We start from the raw sequence: 24,009 nt of genomic DNA, 5'->3' as shown, positions 1-24,009 counted from the left end.
GTCAAACCGTGCATAATTCTACATAAAACCTTATAATTTGTCAATACACATCTTTAAGGTAACTCTTACCCCTCATATACATTTCCCGGTAAATCTCTTCCGGAATAAATATTCCTCCGGTTGCCCAGGAAATATGGATCGCATTTGCCCTGCTATTGACTAAAAGCGGCCCTTTTAGCGAGGCTGCTGCCGATGGCTCAACTTTAATGTTTTCGCTGTCTTTTAATAGAGCTAACAACTTAAAAAGTTCCTCATCTTCGATGGTATAAATCCCGTCAATTAAAATATTGGCTATTTCCGCTACGAGCTTGGAAGGAGACCCCACCGCCAGTCCGTCCGCTTCGGTAATGTTATCGAGACCAAAATCCCTTACGTGGATAGCGGAAAATTTCTGGGTAACCAAGCCCAAAAGCATGCAGGGTGAATGGGTGGGCTCCACAAAATAACAGTAAACATCGTCTTTAAAGATGGTTTTTAGCCCAAAGGAAATACCTCCCGGGGCCCCACCTACACCGCAAGGCAGGTAGACAAAAAGGGGGTTTTCTTTATTTACTTCAATGCCAAGCTCCGTTAACTGGTCTTTTAGCCGTAAAGCCGCAACAGAATAGCCCAAAAACAAATCCCGGGAGTTTTCATCATCGATAAAATAGGTGTTCTTCTCCGCCGCCGCTTTTTTCCGGCCTTCTTCTACCGCTTTAGAGTAATCCTCCCGGTATTCGATCACATTTACGCCGCGGTCTCTTAGGATTTTTTTCTTCCACTCCTTAGCATCATGGGACATGTGGACATCTACCTTAAAACCTAAAGCTGCTGCCATGATTCCAATAGATAACCCGAGATTTCCGGTAGAACCCACCGCTACTTTGTAGTTACTGAAAAATTTTTTAAACCGCTCCTCAGCGATTTTGGAGTAATCATCCTCCAGGGTAATGAGTCCATTTTCTAATAAGAGGGTTTCGGCATGCTTTAACACTTCATAAATACCGCCCCGGGCTTTGATAGAACCGGCTACTTTTAAGTAGTTGTCGCATTTTAGGAAAAGACGGCCGTGAATTTTCCCGCCGTAAAGCTTTTCAATTTCCTGTTTCATCCGGGGAATTTCTGCTAACGGCGATTCGATAATCCCGTTTTCCGTCTCGGGGAAAAGCTTTTTTATAAGAGGGGCAAATCTTTGAAGTCTCTTTTGAGCCTCGAAGATATCATCAAAACTAAAATTAATCCTGGCCAAAGCCTCATCAGCCGAAAGTTTATTGGGATTTTGCCAGAACATCTGCTGGTAATTCTTAATACCTGTTAAAAGGTCGGACATTCTTTCACCTCAAAAGTTAAGTTATAGTCCGAGCTTTCCTTTTTGCTGTTTGAATTACATTATTTAAACCTGATACAAACAGACGCTTTTACTGGCATTAATGGAAATGGTATTAAATGGCGTATCTACAAAAAACCGAAGATATAACAAGAGTTCCTCTTCGCTTCTCAAAAAGTGAAAAAACAGGAACGTTGGCTACGCAACATAAGTATATACGTTTTATACCACCTAATCAACATTCTGCATCAAAATAGGGCAAAGTCGCTCCCCCATAGGGAATTACATACACTTTAGCTGAAGGCCCTTTTTTCTCAAATGCTCTGGCTAAGGCTTGCTCCAAACTGGTAAAAGGGGTAAGAAAAATTTGGCGAACAATATCAGGATTTAATTCCGATACTAGAAAGATCTCAGCCTCCCGTAATACCATAGCAATTGCAGCAGCTTTATGACCCCCTAACTGAAATCTTTCCTTGATACGGTTAATTAAATCTTCCGGCCTAGATACCGATAACATCCAATCTTCAAAAACCTTTTCACCAAATCCCTCGGAACAGGCTGCTACCAATATTATTATTCCACCTTTTTTAACAGCATGCTTGGCATTATCCAGAGCCTTTTGCGCTTGGTATAAATTGATATCTTTAGGAAAGCCTCCGGCAGAAACAATAACGATATCTGCTTTTTCCTTGATTTTTACTTTATATAATTGATCTAAAAATTCACATCCTTTTCGGTGGGCAGAAAGATAATGGCCAGCTACCGCTTTAATAATTTGTTTTTGTTCGTTAAGGATTACATTGAGAATAAAGTCACAGGAAACAAACTTAGCTACTTCGTCAATATCCTGGCGCACTGGGTTGGTGGCAATATTGCCTGCATGAGCTTCTACTTCCACCATACGGCTGTGATTAGCCTGGATCGCTTCCCGACTTGAGACACCGGGCATGATTGCCTTAGCTCCACCACTATAACCGGCAAAATAATGATATTCTATATTTCCCAGGCATATCCGTCGATCGGCTTCTGCAACCGGTCGAAAGACATCTACAGGAGTTCCGAACTTTGTATAGCCTAAACGCACACAATCTCTTTGATCGCTATCTATACACTTAATCCTATGGTATATTTCTTCGCCAACCAAACTTATCTTTTCCTCTTCGGTATGAAAACGGTGACTCCCAAGGGCAAATACTATTGTAATATCTTCATCTTTTACTCCCGCTTGCCATAATTCCTCAAGCACCAGAGGCAACAAAATTTTATTGGGTACAGGCCTGGTAATATCACTGGTTATTATAGCAATTTTTTCTCCCGGTTTGGCAATTTCTCTTAATTTTGGAGAATCAATAGGGTTGTTTAATGCTCTGATTACTTCCTCTTTCCCGGTTAGCTCAACTTCAACCTGATTGGGTACCAAAACCCCTAACAAATTTTCCGACTTAACTGAAAGCTGTTTTTTTTCTTTACCAAATCCTAATTCAATTATCATTTTATTATTGCCCCTTTCTCTTTTTCACCAAGATTTCAATCATGAGCTAATTGGATAAAAACCGCAGAACGTATTTAAATTCTGCGGTTTAATGTGTCAATAAGCGTCTATATTAGTTTCAGCGAGCAGCATATACAACTGAAGTATTTACAATATGTCGATTTAGCCCAAGCTCCTCTGCATTAAAGCCAAGGGCTAATCCTATTAGTTGAGTAAAATGCAAAGATGGAATCTCTTTTTTAGCACCAACTGCTCGTTTCCCTTCTGGTTGATACATATCAAGCTGCATCTGACAGAGAGGACACGGAGTAACAGTGCAGTCTGCACCAGCATTAATCGCACTAAGATTGATTTTCCCTGTAGCTTTAATTGCATCAGCATTACTAGTTAAAAGCGCATGAAAACCGCAACATTTCAAACGAGCATCAAAATCAACGGGTTCAGCTCCCAAGGTTCTGATCAAATCTTCAAGGGAATGAGGATTTGCATAATCTTCAAAATTCATAATGTGAGGAGGACGTAAAATATGACACCCGTAATATCCCGCAACTTTCAATCCTTTAAGCGGTTTTTTAACTTTTTTCTTTAACCTTTCTAACCCATAATCATTAATCAGCACCCATAAAAAATGGGTAACTTGGCTAGTCCCCTTATAAACTAATCCAACTTGTTGCAAAGCTTGGTTTATAGACTCCGTTTTACCATTATCCAGCTTATGCTTAGCCTCCCTCAACATTAACGTGCAAGTGCTACATACAGTAAGAATCGGCAGGTTCATCTTCTCTGCCAAAGCAATATTTCTCGCATTAACTGCTAAAGCAACCGTTCCATCGTAATCCTGAAGGTGGGAACCTCCGCAACAAGTCCACCCCGGAATTTCCACTAATTCTATTCCTAAGGCATTTGCGACTTTTATCGTTGCTATATACGCTTCTTCACTTGCCCCTTGCAAAACGCATCCAGGAAAAAATGCATATTTCATAATTGTACTTACTCCCCTTTTTTAGGTTTTCTCGTTGTTATTTTAATATTTTACAAGCCTGCTTATATCTCTTTAATTGATTTTGCAAACATCTGCTTTGGACATTTTCATTCAATTTTTCCTAACTATTTTTTATCTTTCGTAATAACCTTAATTATTGTGCGGACCTGTTCGATTTCTTTTATAGGTTTGGCCAACACATGCTTCAAGCGTAGTTTCCCCTTTCTTACCAAGCGCAAAGCCACTGGGATGCTACCTAATGATCCTAACAATCCTTCAGTTTTAATAAACATCAACGCCTCATTTAACCGGCCGGTTTTTTGAATATCGTCCAAAAATGATTTAGCATGACGGGTACCAGGATTATTTCTAATCCCATTAGCTATTGCAAACTGACGAATGAAAGAAATATCATCAGCCGGAGATAAGCCTTTCGGACACTTGGTGACACATTCCTGACAATGCATGCATTTCCAGGCTCCATTATTAATGGCAGTACTTATACGCGAAAGCGGGTCTTTATCGCGAGAATCAGCGATAAATTTTTGGGCTTTAGAGAAGATAAAAGGTTCAAGAAAATCACTGTCGTTATTGCTAAGTTTATTACACTCCGATGCACAGCAACCACATAAAATACAGTCGGAATTTTTATTAATTTTTTTGAATTCCTCAGGCGTTTGCCGACAGCCTGTTTCTTTGCTAAATTCGTCGCGAGGTATCAACCATGGTTTTACCCTTGCTAGTCGTTCCACTTTTGTTTCCCAATCTACCACTAAGTCGCGAATTACTTTAAAATTCTGCAGAGGCTCAATTAGCAAAGTATCAGTTTCCCAACGGTCTAACATCTTATCCAACAAAGTTTCGCAGGCCAACACCGCCTGCCCATTAACCCGCACTGCACACGCACCACAAACAGCATGGCGGCAGGATGCGGTAAAGGTTAACGTTGGGTCAATAGACTCTTTTATATAAGATAATGCCCAAAGAATCGTTTTCCCAGGCTGATAAGGAAATTGATACTCCTGAACCCATGATTTTTCCCCATCAAATCGTCTTATTTTAAAAGTAACTTTTTGCATTTAGTACCTCCTCTCTGCCGGTTGATATTTTGTAATAACAACCGGTCGATACGACAACTTGTACTCCGAACCTTCAAGGGTAATAATTGTATGTTTTAAGTAGTTTTTATCATCTCTTTGCGGATAATCTTCTCTTTTATGCGAACCACGACTTTCTCTGCGGTTTAACGCTCCTATAACAATAGCCTTAGCAACCGTAAGCATATTACCCAATTCGATGTACTGCGTAAACGCCGTATTATAAATTCTGTTTTTATCACCAACAACACAGTATTTATACTCTTCAATTAATGCATCAACATCTTTTGCTGCCTGCAACATTTCTTTTTCCTTGCGAAAAACCCCAACATTAAGCCACATTGTCTCTGCTAAACGACTACGAATAGAAGCAACCGACGGACCATTTGTCCGCGAAACAGCAATATTGTATTCATTTTCCCATTTCTTAGCACACTCACTTACTTTTTTCTCAGAAGAAAATCCTACATTTTGAGCATATTCTGCCGCTGCTTTGCCAGCAACTTTACCAAAAGCAACAGCTTCGGCAGTTGAATTGCCACCCAAACGGTTTGCACCATGGATTGAAATACAAGAACATTCTCCAGCAGCATATAATCCCTTAACAACCGTAGCACAAGTTTTGTAATCTATAACATCTATTCCACCCATGCTATAATGACAACTTGGACGCACAGGAATTGGCTGCTCGATAGGATCAATACCCTCAAACTGGATAGCAAGCTCACGGATTTGTGGTAAACGTTCTAAGATTTTTTCCCGTCCAAGGTGACGTAAATCAAGCAGAACATAAGCATTTATACCTTCTCCAAATCCACGACCTTCTTTAATTTCAGTTTCAATAGCTTGAGAAACCAAGTCACGAGTTGCAAGCTCCATTTTTTCTGGAGCATAACGTTGCATAAACCGTTCACCTTTATTATTCAGGAGATATCCTCCTTCACCCCGGCAAGCCTCAGACATTAGGATCCCTGTTCCAGCTAAGCCGGTTGGATGAAACTGTACAAACTCTGGATCTTTTAAAGCAACTCCTACTCTAAAAGCTGCAGCCATCCCGTCGCCCGTGGAGGCAAACGGGTTAGTGGTTCGGTTCCAGTAAACGCGTCCAGCCCCACCTGTCGCTAAAACAACAGCTTTAGCCAGGATCGGATGAATATCTCCTGTTTTCATATTCATAGCAACAACACCAATAATTTGCTCGTTTTCTACTACAAGATCTAATAAGAACCACTCAGTAAGAATATTTACCTGATTTTTTAGGCACTGTTCGTATAAGGTGTGTAAAACTACAGCACCTATTTTATCTGCAGAATAGCATGTTCTCGGATGAGACTGTCCCCCAAAAGGCCGCTGAGCTATTGTACCATCTTCAAGACGGGAAAAAGGAACTCCAAAATAATCCAGCTCCAAAATAGTTTCAGGTAATAAACTAACAAAAAATTCTACAGCATCCTGGTCTGCAAGAAAGTCACTTCCTTTTATAGTGTCAAAAGCATGTTTTTCAATTGAATCAGACTTATCAACATTCCGAAGAGCTGCATTAGTACCACCTTGGGCACAACAAGTAGCAGAACGCGTAGGAAACACTTTTGTCATAAGAGCAACATTTAATTCTCCCGACTTAGCTGCTACTAAAGCAGCCTGCATTCCCGCTCCTCCACTGCCTATTACGAGTACGTCGTACTTAAGCATTTAATCACCTCTTATATTTTTTTGGTCCAATTTCGTAGATATTGTTTCCTTCACAATCAATAGCTACAATCGCCGGAAAATCTTCTACATAGATTTTGGCATGTGCTTCAGGCCCTAAATCTTCGTAAGCAATTACTTCATAACTCTTAATACTTTTGGCAATCAATGCAGCTGCTCCCCCAATAGCAACAAAATATACTGCTCCATATTTTTTAATTGCCTCAATTACTTCAGGCGAACGGTATCCTTTACCAATCATTCCTCTTAGTCCTTTTTCTAAAAGTCGAGGCGTATATGCATCCATCCGACCACTAGTGGTAGGCCCAGCTGACCCTATAGGTTTACCTGGCTTTGCAGGAGTTGGTCCCACATAATAAATCACTTGATCCTTTAAATCAGTAGGTAGTTCTTCTCCACGGTCCAACGCTTCTACCATGCGCTTGTGAGCAGCATCCCGGCCAGTATAAACTACACCAGTAATTAAGACACTATCACCTGCTTTAAGACTACGCACCTTTTCTTCAGTTAAAGGAAGTGTAATACGGATAGGCTCTTTCATCTTTTTTCCCCCTTATAGAGTCTTTAAAGTTCGATTTCAGCATGCCTGGTGGCGTGACAATTTATATTAATTGCCACTGGCAAACCTGCAATGTGGGTTGGGAACCACTCAATATTTACTGCCAATGCTGTTATCCGTCCACCTAACCCCTGAGGTCCAATACCAGTGTTATTCACTAATTCAAGTAATTCTTGCTCTAAAGCAGCATACTGTGGATGAGAATTCCGTATATTAAGCGGACGAATCAAGGCTTTTTTCGCTAAAAGAGCAGCTTTTTCCATTGTACCGCCAATTCCTATTCCAATTACTATAGGTGGACAAGGATTTGAACCAGCATTGACTACAGTATCAACAACAAACTTCTTAATAGCTTCAATACCATCAGACGGTTTAAACATTCTAAGTGCGCTCATATTCTCACTACCAAAACCTTTAGGAGCAAGCACTATTTTAACTTTGTCACCAGGAACAATTGACACATGAATTACAGCTGGAGTGTTATTCTTAGTGTTAACTCGGTTAAATAATGGCTCCTCTACGACAGATTTTCGTAAATACCCTTCTAAATACCCCTTTGCCACACCTGCATTAACGGCGTCCTCAAGATTTCCCCCTACTATATGAACATCTTGGCCAATTTCCATAAACACAACTGCCATGCCAGTATCTTGACAAATTGCCATTTCCTCTTCCCTAGCAATTTCAGCATTTTTTATCAATATTTCAAAAATCTCTTTACCTATTGGCGATTCTTCCATTTCCCGACCTTTAACCAGCGCTTCATACAGGTCAGGATTTAAATAATAATTAGCTTTAATTGCAAGCTGAGCAACAGCTTCCGTAATTTGAGCTGCTTCAATGATACGCATCCTCTTACCCCTTTCCTTTTTCCAAATTTAGAAGTAAAAAACACATTTATGAGAATTTTTACACCACCGGACCAGTGAACTAACTGATCCAGTGGTGTAATATAAGCAACTTTACCAGAGTCCAAGGGCTTTCCACCATACTGCTCCGATACCAACCCAGATAAACAGGTTTACTATAGAAACAATAAAACCAAGTTTCCACCATGTTCCCTGATCAACATAGCCTGCACCAAAATAAATCGGGGATGGACCTGCAGCATAATGGGTCAAAGACATACACAAATTAGACATAAAGGCTAAAGATAGTGCTACAAGATAAGGTGGTGCACCGGCTGCCACTGCAACAGAAGCAAAAGCAGCATACATTGCAGTAATATGAGCAGTTAAGCTAGCAAATCCATAATGAGCATAAAGGTAAACTACCAGAAGAATAACGAACGCCCAGAACCATGAAATTCCAGAAATCATATTCCCTACGTTTTTCGCAAACCAGGGAATAAAACCTAGCTCAGAAAGATTACCAGCTAGTGCTACTAACACACCCATCCACACTAAGGTATCCCATGCTCCTTTTTCAGCCAGAACATCTTTCCAATCAATAACTTTTGCTACTAGCATGGCAGAAACGCCTAACATTGCTACAATAGTAGCATCAATTTTGGTATATTGGGAGGTAGCCCATAAGATTAGAGCCCCAATAAATACAATAGCTAATACTTTTTCTTCAAATTTCATAGGTCCCATTTTAACCAGTTCCTTAGCCGCAATTTCTTTAGCTTCAGGTGTTTTCTTGATTTCTGGTGGGTAAATTTTATAAAGCAAGTAAGGAATTACTAAGATTGAAATTATTCCAGGTACAATTGCTGCTTTAGCCCACAGATTCCAAGTAATGTCTATCTTGAGAGTTTTCAAAGCAAGAAGTGCAATAAGCGGGTTACCAGCCATCGAAGTTAAAAACATGGCTGAAGTAATAGCATTACCTTGATATGCTGTTTGCATAAGGTATGCACCCACTTTGCGAGGGGACTCCCCAGGTTTAGAGCCAAAAGCCTCGGCAAGACTCCGTACAATCGGGAATAATACTCCCCCCGCCCGGGCCGTATTAGAAGGTGTGGCAGGACTTATAATTAAATCGCTTAATACCAATGTGTACCCCAACTTTAAAGTACTATCGCCTAATAAGCGGATTAAATAATAGGCTATTCGTAATCCCAAACCGGTTTTAACAAAACCTATAGCAAATATAAAAGCAGAAACAATCAGCCAAATTGTGGAATTTGCAAACCCCGCCAATGCAGCTTTGGCATCTAAAATCCCAGTAAGAGCTGATAATGTGACACTAATAAAAGCTATTGCGCCAATTGGTAGAGGCTGCAAGATAAAACCTATAATTGTCGCCACAAAAATCGCTAACAAGTGCCAAGCTTTGGGATCTAAGCCTGTCGGTATTGGGGAAAACCAAATTGCTAAACCTACAGCACAGGTTAGCAATGCGCGAATTTTTTTATTCATACAATTCACTCTCTCCTTTTAAAAATTTTTAATTTTCCATTCCCATTGGGCCCAACGGGTGTGTGAAATGATTCACATTTCACTATATATTTTATCCTTTCTTAAGGGAAAATTTCTAATATTTTCTATTTATTATTTAGTCTTTCCTAAGTAATTAATATTTTTTTTAAATAACTTTATTTATATTATCTATTTCTGCTGATTCGAGTATATAAACAGCTCTTGCTCTTATTTGATTGATTTTTTTTAACATAATTGGTATACTAATATTCGAAATAATTAGATGACGAAATTGATTAACATAATTTGTTATTTTTTTCACTTATTAACTGGATTCTTTTTTAGTGGCATCTTAAAAGAGGTGAAACAAATGGAATTCCGACAATTAGAGTATTTTTATGCTGTTAGCAAACTTAACAGCTTTACTCGTGCTGCTGAACAACTTCATGTTGCTCAACCATCCATCACAATTGCAATAAATAATCTTGAACAAGAACTAAAAGTCCAACTTTTCGATCGTAGTAAACGGAAAGTTGTTCTAACCGACGAGGGCAAGCTGTTTCTTCAACATGTAGAAAAAATACTAAAGGATGTAAAAAAAGCCCAATCCGAGCTTGAAGATTTAAAAAATTATAAAAAAGGTGTTATTAAACTTGGAATCCCCCCAATGATCGGAGCTTACCTTTTTCCTAAAATTTTCAAAGGTTTTAAAAACGCTTACCCCCACTTGGAATTGCATGTACGCGAAGAAGGTTCCTGGGCTATGGTATCTTTACTTGAAAATGGAGAACTTGACTTGGGTCTTATCATTCTTCCAGAGCAAAGTGAAAATCTCTGTATGTTGCCCATAACCAAAGACCAAATTGTTCTTTGTGTATCTGAAAATCATAGATTTAGTCAGGAAAAAAGAATAAGTTTGCGCCAATTAGAAGATGAACAATTTATCTTATTAAAAGAGGATTCCTACACTCGTCATAAAATTATCGCCCTCTGCAACTATTACGGGTTTTCTCCAAATATTCTCCTTTCCTCATGCCAAATTGAAACGATAAAAGAATTGGTTAGTAATGGCTTGGGAATTACTTTTTTAATGAATGGAATAACAAAAAAATGGGATAAAATTGTCAGTATCCAATTAGAAGAACCAATGAACATAACTATCGGTTTAGCCTGGCAAAAAGATCGATGCCTATCACGGGCTGCTCAAGCTTTCATTGGTTTCGTCCAAAACTACACTAAGTCAAAAGAATTTGCAGAAATCATTAATTTAGAAACTTAAATTAAATCTAAGGGCTGAAGAACAGCATTGCCTGTAGATTCCCAATAAAAATAAAATGCTTCTTTACAACCTACAAAACATACTAACGATTAAGGCATAAAAAATCCCCTGCCAAAACGGCAGGGGAATTGGAATTAAACTTTATTTTTGTAAATGATTTTCAACTTAATAAAATGGCAATTCTTTAAATCTTTTACATTTCAGGATGATAGGGCAAAGTCGAGCAGCAACCCGAGTAACTGTTACGGTTTCTTATGAAGGATAAGAGGGGTTAACTCCCCTTTCAAAATTATCCCTGTTAAACCATGGGGAGTTGGAAGAAACCCAAATCTTGTTATATTTTTTATTTTATCTAGATTTTTGTCTTTATCACTTATGATAAGGCTCGCCCCGGATTATTTTAAAGGCCCGGTAGATCTGCTCTAAAAGGATTAAGCGCATCAGCTGGTGGGGATAGGTCATCCTGCCAAAAGAAAGCTTAAAATCCGCCCGTTCCAGGACCTCACGGGAAAGGCCAAGAGAGCCGCCGATAATAAAAGTAAGCTTACTTTGCCCATAAAGATTCTTTTCCGAAATAAAATGGGCAAACTCTTCAGATGAGAGATTTTTTCCTTTAAGATCAAGGGCAATAACAAAAGAAGAAGGGGTAATTTTAGCTAAAATTCGCTCCCCTTCCTTTTTTACTACCTTTTCGGCTTCCGCCGGCGATAGGTTTTCCGGAGCGTTTTCATCGTCCACCTCAATTACCGCTAAACGGGCATAAGGGGATAGCCGTTTTAAATACTCGGCTATCCCCTCTTTTAAATACCTTTCTTTGATTTTGCCAACCGCAACAATTGTAATTTCCATTTACACCACCAGATAAACGGGTATAAGGTCGCAAAAGTCACAGGTTGCCGGTACCATCCCTTACTCCGCCGGCATTTCGCCAAGTTTAACTTTAAAGGTCATTTCTTTATCGCCCCGCAATACTTTCACTTTTACTTCGTCACCGACTTTGTGTTTTAAAACGGCATTCCTTAAATCTTCAAACTTCTCGATTTTTACCCCGTCAAATTCGATGATAATATCGTTATCTTTTAAACCTGCTTTCGCCGACGGTCCGTCTTTTACTACCCGGGCTACATACACACCGCTTTTCTGCTTTAAGCCCTTATACTGAGCAAATTCTTCGTCAATGGTTTGTCCTTCAATCCCCATCCAGGGGCGAATGACCTTACCGTTTTTAATGAGCTCTTCAACGATAGGCTTAGCGATATTGCTCGGAATGGCAAAGCCTAAACCTTCAACTCCCGACAGGGAAATTTTAATGGAGTTAATGCCTATTACTTCACCGGCAGCATTTACTAAGGCTCCGCCGGAGTTTCCGGGGTTTATCGCCGCATCGGTCTGAATCAGCTCGTACTGCTGGCCGTCCATGTTTAAAATACGGTTTTTCGCCGAAATTATACCGGCAGTAACGGTTCTCGCAAAATCAAGGCTTAAAGGGTTTCCTATGGCTACCGCCAGCTCCCCTACTTTTATTTTATCCGAATCCCCCCAGCGGGCAACCGTGAGCTTTTCGTTGCCGGGATCAATTTTTATTACCGCCAGGTCCGTTCGGGGATCCTTTCCCACTATTTTCGCCGGGAATTGTTTTCCGTTTGCCAGCGTTACCGTTAAATCAGTAGCATTGCGAATAACATGCTCATTGGTGACAATGTAACCTCTGGCATCAATGATAACTCCTGAACCGGTAGCCTGTTCTACATTATTATGAGGTACATCCCCGGCCTGAAATGTTACTTTGTTGGAAATTCCCACCACCGCTGGCCCTACTTCTTCGGCTACCGTAACTACCGGGCTTTTATCCTCATAAATAACCCTTTTCTCTATAGTCCCGGTAGTTGATACATTTCCTTTCACCAGGCCTGGTACAAACATTACCACTAAAAGGCCACCGATAATAGCTGAAATTAGGGAAACCAAGACATAGCTTAAAAATGACGGTTTTTTATCCTGATTGCTGTAATAATAGTACATACCACACAACCCCGCTTTTTTTTATTTTGAGGTATAAATTCGCCTTCAAGCGGGGTATTTCCTGCTTAAATTTGTTAAGGATTTGTGGAGAAGTTTTTAAGATTTTTTGGGTTTTGATTAATGAACCGTTATGTAAATGGCATTATGCACTTCCCGGATTCCTTCAATTTTTGCTGCCACTTCTTCGGCCCGGTGACGTTGGTCGGGGGTACCAACCTTACCGTGTAAAAACGCAATTCCATCGACCACCACTGCCCGTACCATGGCAAGGCCGGCTTTACCTAAAGCTTCTCTTAACTCGTTGGTTAGCTTTTTATCGCCTTCATCTTCTCCGTGGCGAAACTCTAACTCTTTTTCCACCCGTTTTACACCTTTGACTCCTAAGGCAATCAGCTCCGCCTGAAGAGCCTGTTCAGGGGTATCCACCACTCCTTTTAACGTTACCTCGCCGTTTACCACTTCTACAATTATATCCCGGCGATTAACATGCAGGGAATTATTGAGCTGCCGCGAGATTTCATTGGCAATTTTGCTGTCATCTATCTCCATTTCCGGCAATACTTCTACCTGACTTCGTACTTCCACCACTCCCCGGGTCCTTTCCGCTACCTGCCGGGCCCAGAATTCTTTAATTGCAGCATCTACTCTGCCCTGTAAAGTGACTATGCCATTAAAAACTTTAGCTCCGATTTCTCCTTCAATCCGAGGGTCATTGGCAAGTTTATCGTTTAATTCTTCTTCTATTTCCCGGTCGCTGTAGCTTCCGTTATCCAACGCTACCGTAAGCTCGTTTTCTACCTTTTTGACCCCGGGAATGCGGTGGATAATTTCTTCCGCCGCTTTTTTCTCGGAAAGCACATCGACCGTTCCTTGAAGCTTGACCACCCCATCTTTCACATCAATATTCATGCCGATGGCGCTTTCTTTTAATTTACTTAAAAGCGCTTCTTCAATTCGTTCCCGAAGTCCCCGATCAAAATCCACATCCCGCATAATCGGCCCCCTTTCATTTTTATTAGCGTTTACCAAAAAGGCCGATTTTATTAGATAAAAAAAGGGACAGTCCCTCTTTTTATACTTTAAGTATAATTTTAGGAACTGTCCCGAAACTGCTACTTCAATTGAAGATACAATTTATAAATTTCTTTTTTCTTAAAGCCAAGTTCGCGGCCAAGTAAAACTGCCTCTTTCTGGGATAAACCTCTTTCGATACATTCCCGCACAAATTCCTCCACGTTTTTTTCTTCCGGTGGTGCTCCTTCTACCACCAACACAAACTCGCCTTTGGGCTCTTTTTCTTTAAAATGGGAGAGAACCTCGGCAATGCTTCCCCGGATATACTCTTCATGGATTTTGGTAAGCTCCCGGGCTACCACCATCCGGCGATTTTCTCCAAAATGTTTTGCTAAATCTTCCAAAGTCTTAAGAAGCCTGTGGGGGGCTTCGTAAAAAATCATGGTTCGTCTTTCCCGGGAAAGTTCCCGTAACCATTTCTCCCGATCCCCGGCTTTTCGGGGTAAAAATCCTTCAAAGCAAAAGCGGGAAGTAGTAAGGCCGCTGGCCGCCAGGGCCACAATTAAAGCCGAAGCTCCCGGAAGTGCCTCAACCTTATACCCTTCCTTTAGTGCTTCCCGCACGATATCCTCTCCCGGGTCGGAAATGCCTGGAGTTCCGGCATCGGTTACCAAAGCCACTTGTTTCCCCTGGGCTAAAAGTTCAAGAATTTTTTTCCCCGCTTCCCGGCGGTTGTGTTCGTGGTAGGATAGAAGGGGTTTTTTTATTTCATAATGGTTTAGAAGCTTCAAAGTATGCCGGGTGTCTTCGGCGGCTATGATATCTACTTCTTTTAAGGTATCTAACGCCCTTAAGGTAATATCTTTTAAGTTGCCAAGGGGTGTCGGTACCAAATATAAGGTTCCCATTACTCTTCCCCCTCAAAAATCCGGCGCACCTGTTCGGAATATTGACCGTCTTTTTCATAAACCCACAAAGGAGCTAAAAACTCTAATTTGCGCCGGCTCCCCTTAACCGCTTTTATTAAAACAAGGTTTACGTTCTCTCCGGGCTTGGGCTGCACCGGCAGTAACACTTCGGGATTTAGTTTATACCGGGTAAAATGGGTAAAGATTTCCGGAAGCCTTTCGGGCAGATGCACTAAATAAAAACTCCCCCGGGGTTTTAAAAGTTTTGCCGCTGTCGCCACCACGTCTTCCAGAGTAGTTAAAAGCTCATGGCGGGCTACCGCTACTTCCGGCACGGGATTTAAACGCCCCTCCCCCTTTTTGCGATAAGGAGGGTTGGCGGTTACTACATCAAAACCCTTCCCGAGGATAGCGGGTGCATCTTTTAAATCACCAAGGATTATTTCGATTTTTTCTTCAAGATTGTTTAAAGCTACAGACTTCACCGCCAACTGGTACAGCTTTTCCTGAATTTCAATGCCGTATATTTTCCCAATCTCCCGGTTTCTTCCATATAAAAGCAGGGGAACAACGCCGTTGCCGGTTCCAAGGTCCACTACCCGGTCGTTGGGAGCTGTTTTGGTAAACCAGGCCAGGAGGACACTATCAATCGCAAAACAAAAAAGCGCCGGGTTCTGGTAAATCTTCAGCCCGGCTCTTTTTAAATCGTCCACCCGATCAGGGGGCAGTTCGGCGTATTTCTTCGTCAATTCCTTCCCCTCGCTCGTTGTTTCTTCCTTTGATAAAAGTTATACACCAGAGGCAGTCTTCATCACCCCGGGCTTCGCCAAAATGCACATGGCAAACGTGAAACCCCTCCTGGTAAAGACGGGCCAAGTTTTGAAATCCAGGCCCGGGCTTTTTTTCTTTTTTGGCTTCTTCCTGCAGTGGCTTGTAAAACTTGATAACCTCCTGGCGTAGCTTTTGATTCTCCTCTTCAAGCTGGGAAACATAGGATTTGATTTCCAAATACTCTTCCAAAAGCTTTTTTATATTTTCCTCAAACTGGCTAAGAAGGGTCGAAAGATTGTTCAAATACCTCACCCTCCTCTACTTCCTCTTTAGCCACTACCTCTTCCGCCGGGAACTCCTTGACATGCTTTTGTTCCTTTAACTCCACATAGACGGTTTTCCTGAAAATATTAACTCCGGTAACCTTACCTTCTCCCATCGGAGTAAGCACCGCTTCGCCAACTTCCGGATAATCGTCTTTGACCTGTTCGTAAGTATCGCTTTCGAATTTGAGACAGCACATCAGGCGGCCGCAGATGCCGGAAATCTTGGTAGGGTTTAAAGTGAGGTTTTGCTCTTTGGCCATTTTAATCGAAACCGGAGCAAATTCCGAAAGCCAAGAAGCACAGCAAAGCTCCCGCCCGCAACAGCCAAGGCCGCCGATCATTTTCGCTTCATCCCGGACTCCGATTTGCCGAAGTTCAATCCGGGTTTTAAACACCGCTGCTAAATCCCGCACCAGTTCCCTGAAATCAATCCGCCCATCAGCGGTAAAATAAAAAATTACTTTATTGCGGTCAAAAGTATATTCTACCCCCACGAGTTTCATGGGAAGTCCGTGCTGGGCAATTTTCTCCAGGCAAATAGCAAAGGCTTTTTTTTCCCTTTTTTTATTTTCCCGCACAATTTCCAAATCTTCAGGGGTAGCTTTCCTTATCACCGGCTTTAGCGGTAAAACCAATTCCTCTTCAGGAACCTCTTTGGGTGGAATCATTACTTCGCCGTATTCTACCCCCCGGATGGTTTCTACTATAGCACCATCACCGTATTGAAAATCTATGTCCAACGGGTCAAAATAATAAATCTTCCCCGCTCTTTTAAAGCGAATCCCAACTACTTTTGGCATATTACTCCTCCAAATTTATAATTGTTTTTATTATAAATTATTTTTTCAAAGTTTACTACTTGTAAAAGCTAAAGTTCAGGTAGAGGTTTTCTAACACAAGCCTGGGATTTAAATTTAAACGGGTTTTGGCTAAAAAATCTTCCAAACGATTAAGTAAACGGTAAATTTCCTCTTCACCTAAACGGTTTAATTCCCGTGCTTTATCGAAAAGATCCGGATAAAACAATTTTTCCGATCCTTTATCAACAATCAGCGCATCCCGGAGAATTAATTCTCCTGCCAGCAAAAGATTATTTAGCTCTTCCCGGGTAATCTTTTCCGTCTTTTTATAAAACTCCTCCCAGGGCAAAGTTAAAAGCTCATAAAACTTTTCCGCATACCCTTTATACTGGCCTGTAAAATCTTCGGCTGAAACTTTAACTTTTTGGCAACGGGAATGAATTGTCGGAAGCACTTTTTCCGGCATGGTAGCAATTAAAAGGTAAGTAACCCCTGCCGGCGGCTCCTCTAAAGTCTTTAAAAAAGCATTGGCGGCATCAAGGGTCATTTTATCTACTTCTTCTAAAACAATTACCTTGCGGCTGCCCTTTTGGGGAGTAAGGTAAACTTTGGGAATCAACACTTCATTGACCTGCCAGATTTTAAAGGAGCTCCCATCGGGTGCAAGCCAGAGAAAATCCGGATGAGTTCCCGCCTCAAAAAGGTTTGCTGCCTCCACGGGGTCATTGGCCGATTTTATTAAGATTTCCCGGGCGGTCCTTCGGGCAAAATCCACTACCGCCTCAAGAACCGGTGAAGTTAATAAATACGCATGACTTAGCTTATCCTGATTTAAAGCTTCTATAATTAGATTATCCATTTAGCCCCTCCAAAAACCCTTTGATTTCCCAAAAAATTTCCTCGGGCTTTTTCCGGCCATCCACCACTCGAAAACGCTGATCTCTGGCAAGTTGTAAAAAGCCTTCCCTTACCCTTTGGTGAAACTCCAAAGTCTCCCGCTCCAAACGGTCATATTCCCCCCGGCCTTTAACCCGGGATAATCCTACTTCCGGAGGAAGGTCAATTAATACTGTTAAATCAGGAATTAAACCTTTGGTAGCAAAAGCTATGAAACTTTTTAGAAGGGTTAGGTCAAATCCCCGGCCGTAACCCTGATAAGCCAACGTGGAATCAAAATACCGGTCGGAAATTACCCATACCCCTTTGTCCAAATGGGGAATTATCTTTTCCCCCACATGCTGGGCCCGGTCAGCCAGGTATAAAAGAATTTCTGCTTCCGGTACCACCGGGTAGGAGGGGTTTAATAAAAGTTCCCGTATTTTTTTACCCAAAGCAGTACCACCGGGCTCCCGGGTGATAATGTGGGGTATATTTTTTTCTGTAAGATACCGAGCAATATATTGTATCTGGGTGGTTTTTCCTGACCCTTCCACCCCTTCAATGGTAATAAATTTACCGCGCATTACCTTACCACCTTTATCCTGCCATCATATATCCCGGTTACCTTTACTCCCAAGTTTAAATGATACTCTAAATACTCCACTGCTTCTTTAGTAATTTCTTCCCCCGGATAGAGTACCGGTGCTCCCGGAGGGTAAACCGTAACCCCATCCCGGGCAGTATAACCCACTGAAGCTTTTAAATCCACAAGCTTTTCTTGGGCATAATACACTTCCCGCGGGGTTAATTTTAGTTCTGGCTGAAAACTAAAAGGATTTTTCGGGATAAAGATTTTTTTATCTGTACCTTTTATTGTTTCAATAATGTTTATAAGCTTTTTGACATCTTTTTCGGTATTACCCGGGGAAAACATAAAAAGCACATAACCCGGACCGTAAGCCTCCGGATAAATTCCCTTTTTCATTAACTTTGCGGCAATTTTTTCTCCGGAAACACCCAAATCCGCCGCTTTTATGGTAACTTTTAAAGGGTCCGCCGGGTATTTATCCTGAAGAAACCCGATCCCCCGTTTTTTCAAGTACTCCTTAAAATGGTCCGAAAGCTCCTTGGCTTTTTGAAAGGCTCGTGCACCAACCTTTAATAGCATGTCCACCCCGCCCTCGGCCGCAGCCATTAAGGGGTACGAAGGGCTGGTAGTTTGGATTAAGTTTAGCGCCCGTTTCACTTCTATCCCTTTATCCCGAAAAACCACCGCCGCCAGAGGATTGGGAAAGGGACCGGTTTTATGCAGGCTTACCGCAAATCCTGCAATGTTTTTAAAAAAATCCGGTCGCCATAGAGGAATTAAACCCCCGTGGGCCGCATCCAGAAGGAGCCGGTCGGTTTTAAGCTCCGTTAAATCCCGGATTAGCCCCTGGTAGTCGGGGTTGGTCAGAAAATAACTTTTGTTGTGAGCTTTAGGAGTCTTATTTACCGGAAGTCCGTACTCCTCGTCCCAATGAGGATAGATAAATTCCGGAATTAAATCCCCTAAAACCATCCCATGGTACAGAGATACGTGGGACATCCGATCAATTGCTATTTTTTCACCCGGCCGAAAAAACGAAAGCAGTAAGGCTATTACCGCCGCCGTAGAGCCGTTAACCGATAGATGCGCCCGGGGTAAACCAAAGTAGCGGGAAAGTTTCTCCTCTAATTTAAGTATGGCCTCTTCCGGCGCATAAAGGTTATCGAGACCCGGAAGCTCGGTTAAATCTGCTTTGAAATATTTTTCTCCTAAAAGATTTTTTACTTTTTTCGGTATAAACCGGCCATTTTTATGACCGGGCATGTGGAAAGAGATAGGTTTTTTTTGGATATGTTTTTGGATTTTATCTATTAAACCTGACATAGCTTCTCCTTAAGATTTAACCTTTTACAATAATTTTACCATAACTGCTTTTGTTTTAAGAAAAAGTTTCGAAACCTTTTGACGATGAACGGATAGGCAGGATTAACCGGCAGGATTTTGGTTAACTCCTTTTCACATTCCCGGCATAAAAAACGGCCCAAAAGCCAAATACCCTTTTCCTTAAACGAGTTACAAAAGGCACAGTACATAAAATTCACCCCAATAGTATTGTTACCAAACACGCAAAAAATAAAAAGTTACCCTGGCATTGGTAATTTCATATTTTATTAAGAGAACCGGAAAGAGGTGACAAAAATGGCAGGTAAGAATAAAATGGGAAAAGCTTTAAAAGAAAAGCTTTTTACCTTAAAGATAGGAGAAACGGTTAAGGTTGCGGTAATTTTCGAAGAGCCTGTTTACCGGGGACTTGACCGGGAAGAAGTAATCACAACCCTGGAAAAACATCTTGAGGAGAAGGTTAAAAAACTCTTAGGGGTTAGAGCTGATAACGCAAGAAGTTACTGGCTTTTACCGGGGTTTATTGCCGAGCTTGATGCGGATACTATTCAAAGGCTTTTAGAAAATCCCGAAGTAAGAAGCATTGATTTAGCGGAGCAAAGAGTGAAAATCCCCGTTACCCGCCGGAAAATCTACCACCCTGCCCGGGCTCTTTTTAAGGAAAGCCTCTGGCAGTATAAACCGGTAAACGCCACTGCCCTCTGGGATAAGGGATTGTTTGGGGAAGGAATTGTGGTAGGCCATTTGGATACCGGAATAAATCCCAGGCATCCCAATCTTTTGGGGAAAATCGTGGGCTGGGCAAAGGTGGAGCAAGACGGTAAGGTGACTCCGGGTAAACCAGGTGAAGCTTTTGATGATAATGGGCACGGTACTTTTACCGGGGGCTTAATTGTCGCCGGTACAAAAGATAACCCGCTGGGAATTGCCCCCGCAGCAAAACTTTTTTCGGTAAAAGTTTTAGACCGTGATGGTTCCGGTAGCTTAGAGCAAATTATCGCCGGCCTTCAGTTTATAGCTCTGCAAAAAAACATTAGCATAGTTAATATGTCGTGGGGGGTAGAAGGATTTTTATCTCTCCTCGTTCAACCCATGGTCAATCTTCTGCTTTTAGGCATCTTGCCGGTAGCAGCCATTGGCAATGATGGCCCCGAAACATCCTCAAGCCCCGGAAATATCCCCGGGGTGTTGGGAGTTGGCGCTTTGGATTTTTATCCAAAAACCGTAAATTATAAATTTCTTTACCCGGCCCCCTTTAGCAACACTGATTTTGTCACACCTCAAACTGCTACCTTTCGCTTTCCCTATTATTTAAAGCCAGACCTTTTAGCCCCGGGAGTGGGTGTCGTATCTACCTGGAGCAAAGGATATGCTTCGCAAAGCGGAAGTTCCGCTGCCGCTCCTATAATTTCGGGAATGCTTGCAGCAATCCTGGAAAAATATAAGTTAGACCCCGACACCCTTTTCAGTCTTTTAAAAATTTCCGGAAGTTTTGCCGCTAAGCCAAACTTTGGCTACGGCTGGGGAATTCCCGATGCCGGAAAATTATTAAAATATCTTGCTGAAGCTTCTTATTTAAAAATCATAAGTCAAAATCCTCAGAAGAAACCTTTCGAAGGAATGATATCCTATAATGCCAGAGGCCAGGACTTTATAGATGTGGGCTACCTCCACCCGGTAACCGGTAGGTTAACCCTCCCGGTGCCGGCCAACACCGTGGTAAAACTAACAGTAACCCAACCCCAGGGCAAGGTAAAAACCGTTGAACTCACCACTCCAGCCTCTACCACCACCCAAGAAGTAGTAATTTAGGTCGTAGGTTTTAAATATAAAAATAGGGACAGTCCCTATCTTTATACTTTAAGTATAAAGAAAAGAACCGTCCCGAAATTGCTACTTTTTCTTTTCGACGTAGATAGCGCAGTCGGGGCAGACCATCTGGCAGATGCCGCAGGCGATACATTTATCATCGGATTCCACGGCCGGGGTGCCGTAGACCCCCAAGACTTCCGACCAGCTAATCGCTCCTTTGGGGCATTTTGCCATGCAGAGGCCGCAACCTTTGCAAAGGCCCGGATAAATCGTCCAGGTACCTTTGGTGTGCTCCAATACTCTTGCTTTAAATTCCACCGGTCTTCCCCCCTTCTACTGTTCCCGGACCAGGGAAGCACCCCGGTCAATGGCTTTATAGTTTAATTCCCGTAATTTCGGGTCCTTTTCAAATTTATATCCCAATTTCTTCTCAATAGCTTTTTTAGCCTGTTCCATTGTAACTACACCCGTAGCTTCCAGCACCGCTCCCATGATCACAACGTTAAATACCCGGGGGTGGAGTTCTTTTTTGGCTATTTCCAACGCCGGAATTGCCAGGATTTTTTTAGCGTTGGTAGGCAGGTCCTGCTCTACCCCTTCAATACTGCTGTCGTAAACAAAAATCGTGTTTTCCCCTACATACTGCCGGGTCCGCCGTATCGCCCGGTCGGAAAGGGCTACCACGATATCCCCTTTTTCAAACTTGGGACTGCCGATAGGCTCATCGCTAATTTGGATAAAGGCAATGGACACTCCGCCCCGCTGCTCCACACCAAAGTTAGGGATGTAAATTGCCTCTTTTCCCTCTTCGTTGGCCGCTTCGGCAATAATTTCCGCTACCGACTGAACTCCCTGTCCACCTTCGCCGGCCAGAGCAATTTTAACGACCTTCGCCATCTTTATTCCCCCTTCCCGGGTACTTTTAATTCCCCTACTTTAAAGTATTGGGTCATGGTGTTTTCAATGAAGTCCCAGGTTTCTTTGGCATTGGTCCTCCAGTTGGTAGGACAGCCGGAAAGCACTTCCACAAAGGAAAAACCGTTGCCGGCCATCTGGTTTTCAATGGCTTTCTTGATAAATCCTTTTAACTGGCGGAGATTGGCCACTGTTCCACGGGCCACATAAGCCCCTTCCCGGGCAATTGCCGCTACCATTTCCGGACCTAAGGTCGGATAACCAGTTTCACCGACATCCCGGCCATAAGGGGTGGTTTCAGTTTTTTGTCCGGGCAGGGTCGTTGGTGCCATTTGCCCACCGGTCATTCCGTAGTTGGTGTTGTTAATCAGGATAACGGTGATTTTTTCATTTCTTGCTGCAGCATTAACCAGGTGCTGCGAACCAATAGCGTAACCGCCACCGTCCCCCATGTAAGCAATGGTTATTAATTCCGGGTTAGCCCTCTTTATCCCGGTTATGACCGGTGTGGTACGACCGTGGTGGGTTTGGATGGTATCCACATTGAAAAAGTCCCAGGCCAAAAGGGAACAACCAATATCTACACCAAAAACCGTTTTATCCTGAATGCCAAGCTCATCAATGACCATACCTAAAGCTTTCAAAGCTATCCCGTGGCCACAGCCGGGGCAAAACTTATGGGGTTTTGATTCTATATTCCAGCTTTTTGGTATTTGCGGATAGTTCACCTTTATCCCTCCCTTATTTAACCTCGTGGTACTTGGCCACGATTTCTTCCTGGGTAATGCCCACACCCGGCTTTAAGATGGTGTGTATTTCAACATCGGTTCCGTAAATTGCTTCTTTAATTTGCTTTAAAAGCTGACCATAGGAAGATTCTGCTATAATCAGTTTCTTGGCTCTTTGAGCAATTTCCCGTAGTTCGTTTACCGCAAGAGGTCTTAAGGTAATTGGCCGGAAATAGCCAACTTTTTTCTCACCTTCGGCAAGAAGTTCTTTTACCGCTCCTTTGGCCGCCCGGGAAACGACACCGTGGGCAATGATAACGGTATCCGCTTCAAAGGCATTTAGTTCCTCAAATTCTACCACTTCCGGTATTATGGCTTCGTACGCTTTGGCAAGGTTCATGACCACTTCATACAGCTCTTCCTCGGTGTTGTAGGTGTTCCGCATATGACTTGGTTTGCGGTCTACCCCGGGAGTGCCGGGAGCACCCATGTAAGGAGTAGGTTTTACAAGTTCGATCCCTCTTTCGGCAGGATCGTACATAACACAGGCTTCCCGCATTTTGGCTTGATAACCATCGCCCAAGATAAAGGTGGGGAAACGGTATTTCCACGCGGTATTAAAACCTTTAATTACATAATCATAAAGGTCCTGGTGGCTTGCGGTAGAGTAGACAATTCTAAAGCCTTCACCGTTGCCACCATAGGTGGTCATCGTTACTTCCTGCTGGGAATAAATAACGGTAGCCGTTGATGGACCACCCCGCTGTTGTACTATCAAGAGGGTGGGAATCCGCATCATTTCCGCCATGGACATCGGCTCCTGCATCAAGGTGTTGCCAGGACCGGCAGTGGCGGTAAAAGCCTTTCTTCCGGCCAGGACCCCTCCTATGGTAGTAAAACCAGCCGAGAGCTCGTCCTCGGTTTGTAAAAACTTTTTGCCGTATTTTGGCGCAAGCCTGGTCCAGTAGTGCATAATTTCGTTTTGGGGAGTAATCGGGTAACCGTACATAATATCCGCTTCGGCCATCACCGCCGCATAAGCGATAACCTCGTTCCCGGTCATAAACACTCTTTGCTCCCCGGTAATTGGCTTATTTGCCATTTTTCGCACCTCCT

The 24,009-nt window shown here is 42.4% G+C and carries 25 protein-coding genes; 2 read left to right on the top strand and 23 right to left on the bottom strand.

Going from position 1 to position 24,009, the window contains the following annotated elements; translation table 11 throughout:
* Window positions 1-40 precede the first annotated feature (40 nt).
* The 8 genes from CHY_RS00320 to CHY_RS00285 all read right to left on the bottom strand — a co-directional run bounded on the left by CHY_RS00320 (window position 41) and on the right by CHY_RS00285 (window position 9,509).
* The gene (locus CHY_RS00320) at window positions 41-1,309 is read right to left on the bottom strand and encodes a D-serine ammonia-lyase (protein ID WP_011343015.1); all 1,269 of its coding nucleotides are present in this window, start codon (window positions 1,307-1,309) and stop codon (window positions 41-43) included.
* 232 nt (window positions 1,310-1,541) lie between these two features.
* Complete coding sequence (gene larA / locus CHY_RS00315; protein ID WP_011343014.1) at window positions 1,542-2,798, bottom strand: nickel-dependent lactate racemase; 1,257 nt, start codon at window positions 2,796-2,798, stop codon at window positions 1,542-1,544.
* 118 nt (window positions 2,799-2,916) lie between these two features.
* Window positions 2,917-3,780, bottom strand: a complete 864-nt coding sequence (locus CHY_RS00310) for a CoB--CoM heterodisulfide reductase iron-sulfur subunit B family protein (RefSeq protein ID WP_011343013.1) — start codon at window positions 3,778-3,780, stop codon at window positions 2,917-2,919.
* 125 nt (window positions 3,781-3,905) lie between these two features.
* Window positions 3,906-4,859, bottom strand: a complete 954-nt coding sequence (locus tag CHY_RS00305; protein ID WP_011343012.1) for a succinate dehydrogenase/fumarate reductase iron-sulfur subunit — start codon at window positions 4,857-4,859, stop codon at window positions 3,906-3,908.
* Window positions 4,860-6,569 (bottom strand): FAD-binding protein, encoded by a 1,710-nt coding sequence (locus tag CHY_RS00300; RefSeq protein ID WP_011343011.1) that lies wholly within the window; start codon window positions 6,567-6,569, stop codon window positions 4,860-4,862.
* A gap of 4 nt (window positions 6,570-6,573) precedes the next feature.
* Complete coding sequence (locus tag CHY_RS00295) at window positions 6,574-7,128, bottom strand: Fe-S-containing hydro-lyase (protein ID WP_011343010.1); 555 nt, start codon at window positions 7,126-7,128, stop codon at window positions 6,574-6,576.
* A 23-nt stretch (window positions 7,129-7,151) separates the two neighbouring features.
* The gene (locus CHY_RS00290; protein ID WP_011343009.1) at window positions 7,152-7,997 is read right to left on the bottom strand and encodes a fumarate hydratase; all 846 of its coding nucleotides are present in this window, start codon (window positions 7,995-7,997) and stop codon (window positions 7,152-7,154) included.
* A 111-nt stretch (window positions 7,998-8,108) separates the two neighbouring features.
* Window positions 8,109-9,509: an anion permease gene (locus CHY_RS00285; RefSeq protein WP_011343008.1), complete on the bottom strand. Its 1,401-nt coding sequence runs from the start codon at window positions 9,507-9,509 to the stop codon at window positions 8,109-8,111.
* A gap of 370 nt (window positions 9,510-9,879) precedes the next feature.
* On the opposite strand from CHY_RS00285, the gene CHY_RS00280 reads away from it, so the two are divergent.
* Window positions 9,880-10,788, top strand: coding sequence for a LysR family transcriptional regulator (locus CHY_RS00280; protein WP_011343007.1), 909 nt, complete (start codon window positions 9,880-9,882; stop codon window positions 10,786-10,788).
* 369 nt (window positions 10,789-11,157) lie between these two features.
* On the opposite strand, the gene rlmH is transcribed toward CHY_RS00280, so the two are convergent.
* The 11 genes from rlmH to CHY_RS12940 form a co-directional block, all read right to left on the bottom strand.
* Window positions 11,158-11,637 carry a 23S rRNA (pseudouridine(1915)-N(3))-methyltransferase RlmH gene (gene rlmH, locus CHY_RS00275; protein WP_011343006.1) on the bottom strand — a complete coding sequence of 160 codons (480 nt, stop codon included), beginning with the start codon at window positions 11,635-11,637 and terminating at the stop codon, window positions 11,158-11,160.
* Window positions 11,638-11,697: 60 nt separating this feature from the next.
* Window positions 11,698-12,810 (bottom strand): S1C family serine protease, encoded by a 1,113-nt coding sequence (locus CHY_RS00270; RefSeq protein WP_011343005.1) that lies wholly within the window; start codon window positions 12,808-12,810, stop codon window positions 11,698-11,700.
* Between the two features lie 117 nt (window positions 12,811-12,927).
* The gene (locus CHY_RS00265; RefSeq protein ID WP_011343004.1) at window positions 12,928-13,803 is read right to left on the bottom strand and encodes a BON domain-containing protein; all 876 of its coding nucleotides are present in this window, start codon (window positions 13,801-13,803) and stop codon (window positions 12,928-12,930) included.
* 119 nt (window positions 13,804-13,922) lie between these two features.
* Window positions 13,923-14,732, bottom strand: coding sequence for a 16S rRNA (cytidine(1402)-2'-O)-methyltransferase (gene rsmI, locus CHY_RS00260; protein WP_011343003.1), 810 nt, complete (start codon window positions 14,730-14,732; stop codon window positions 13,923-13,925).
* Window positions 14,732-15,481, bottom strand: a complete 750-nt coding sequence (locus CHY_RS00255; RefSeq protein WP_011343002.1) for a tRNA1(Val) (adenine(37)-N6)-methyltransferase — start codon at window positions 15,479-15,481, stop codon at window positions 14,732-14,734. Before CHY_RS00255 ends, rsmI begins: the two co-directional genes overlap by 1 nt.
* Entirely contained in the window at window positions 15,450-15,806 is a 357-nt protein-coding gene (locus CHY_RS00250; RefSeq protein ID WP_049752047.1) for an initiation-control protein YabA, read from the bottom strand. Before CHY_RS00250 ends, CHY_RS00255 begins: the two co-directional genes overlap by 32 nt.
* Window positions 15,781-16,629 (bottom strand): PSP1 domain-containing protein, encoded by an 849-nt coding sequence (locus CHY_RS00245; protein ID WP_011343000.1) that lies wholly within the window; start codon window positions 16,627-16,629, stop codon window positions 15,781-15,783. The genes CHY_RS00250 and CHY_RS00245 overlap by 26 nt, the downstream gene beginning before the upstream one ends.
* A gap of 55 nt (window positions 16,630-16,684) precedes the next feature.
* Window positions 16,685-17,488: a DNA polymerase III subunit delta' gene (locus CHY_RS12510; RefSeq protein ID WP_011342999.1), complete on the bottom strand. Its 804-nt coding sequence runs from the start codon at window positions 17,486-17,488 to the stop codon at window positions 16,685-16,687.
* Window positions 17,481-18,092: a dTMP kinase gene (tmk, locus tag CHY_RS00235; RefSeq protein ID WP_011342998.1), complete on the bottom strand. Its 612-nt coding sequence runs from the start codon at window positions 18,090-18,092 to the stop codon at window positions 17,481-17,483. Before tmk ends, CHY_RS12510 begins: the two co-directional genes overlap by 8 nt.
* Window positions 18,092-19,420, bottom strand: coding sequence for an aminotransferase class I/II-fold pyridoxal phosphate-dependent enzyme (locus CHY_RS00230; RefSeq protein WP_011342997.1), 1,329 nt, complete (start codon window positions 19,418-19,420; stop codon window positions 18,092-18,094). Before CHY_RS00230 ends, tmk begins: the two co-directional genes overlap by 1 nt.
* A gap of 35 nt (window positions 19,421-19,455) precedes the next feature.
* Window positions 19,456-19,629 (bottom strand): sigma factor G inhibitor Gin, encoded by a 174-nt coding sequence (locus CHY_RS12940; protein ID WP_083757213.1) that lies wholly within the window; start codon window positions 19,627-19,629, stop codon window positions 19,456-19,458.
* 106 nt (window positions 19,630-19,735) lie between these two features.
* Here CHY_RS12940 and CHY_RS00225 point away from each other — a divergent pair, with 106 nt between their 5' ends.
* Window positions 19,736-21,250: a S8 family peptidase gene (locus tag CHY_RS00225; RefSeq protein ID WP_011342995.1), complete on the top strand. Its 1,515-nt coding sequence runs from the start codon at window positions 19,736-19,738 to the stop codon at window positions 21,248-21,250.
* Between the two features lie 81 nt (window positions 21,251-21,331).
* Here CHY_RS00225 and CHY_RS00220 read toward each other — a convergent pair whose 3' ends face one another.
* The 4 genes from CHY_RS00220 to CHY_RS00205 are packed head-to-tail and all read right to left on the bottom strand — an operon-like array spanning window position 21,332 to window position 23,995.
* The gene (locus CHY_RS00220) at window positions 21,332-21,568 is read right to left on the bottom strand and encodes a 4Fe-4S dicluster domain-containing protein (protein ID WP_011342994.1); all 237 of its coding nucleotides are present in this window, start codon (window positions 21,566-21,568) and stop codon (window positions 21,332-21,334) included.
* Between the two features lie 15 nt (window positions 21,569-21,583).
* On the bottom strand, window positions 21,584-22,147 hold the full coding sequence (locus tag CHY_RS00215; RefSeq protein WP_011342993.1) for a 2-oxoacid:acceptor oxidoreductase family protein: 564 nt from the start codon (window positions 22,145-22,147) through the stop codon (window positions 21,584-21,586).
* A 2-nt stretch (window positions 22,148-22,149) separates the two neighbouring features.
* Window positions 22,150-22,893: a thiamine pyrophosphate-dependent enzyme gene (locus tag CHY_RS00210; protein ID WP_011342992.1), complete on the bottom strand. Its 744-nt coding sequence runs from the start codon at window positions 22,891-22,893 to the stop codon at window positions 22,150-22,152.
* A gap of 13 nt (window positions 22,894-22,906) precedes the next feature.
* Window positions 22,907-23,995, bottom strand: coding sequence for a ferredoxin oxidoreductase (locus tag CHY_RS00205; protein WP_041537590.1), 1,089 nt, complete (start codon window positions 23,993-23,995; stop codon window positions 22,907-22,909).
* Window positions 23,996-24,009 lie beyond the last annotated feature (14 nt).

Origin of the sequence: Carboxydothermus hydrogenoformans Z-2901, from assembly GCF_000012865.1 — a bacterium.
GTDB classification, from domain to species: domain Bacteria; phylum Bacillota; class Z-2901; order Carboxydothermales; family Carboxydothermaceae; genus Carboxydothermus; species Carboxydothermus hydrogenoformans.
This window is presented reverse-complemented; position numbering and strand designations above follow the sequence as displayed.